At 53.1% G+C, this 241-nt stretch carries 1 protein-coding gene; it reads right to left on the bottom strand.

Annotated features, from left to right (window positions below; genetic code table 11):
* Nucleotides 1-19 precede the first annotated feature (19 nt).
* Nucleotides 20-241, bottom strand: a 222-nt coding sequence (locus ACY2RT_RS15575; protein WP_490156828.1) for a hypothetical protein, incomplete at its 5' end; no start/stop codon positions are given.

The following is a 241-nucleotide window of genomic DNA, read 5'->3' as shown; positions in this document are numbered from 1 at the left end:
CCATCCAGGGGAGCATACTTCAGATCGAAGAACTTCGTTCGCGGAAAATAGGAGCCTCCAGCCGCGATCTTGCCGGCCTGTTGAAGCTCCTCCCGCGCACTTCTGAGCTCGGTCCGTATTTCCTTGGTGGCATTGAGTCCTTGCTCAGTTCAGTCAACTTATCCTCATGCTCCTTTTTCAGGAGCTCATACCGGTCAGCGGCGTTCTTTAACTCGATAGCCATTTCGGCTACCTTTTCCTC

The sequence above is a fragment of the Ulvibacter sp. 2210JD10-4 genome (genome assembly GCF_058148525.1).
Note: the sequence above shows the minus strand (reverse complement) of the source record. Positions and strands in the feature narration are given on the sequence as shown.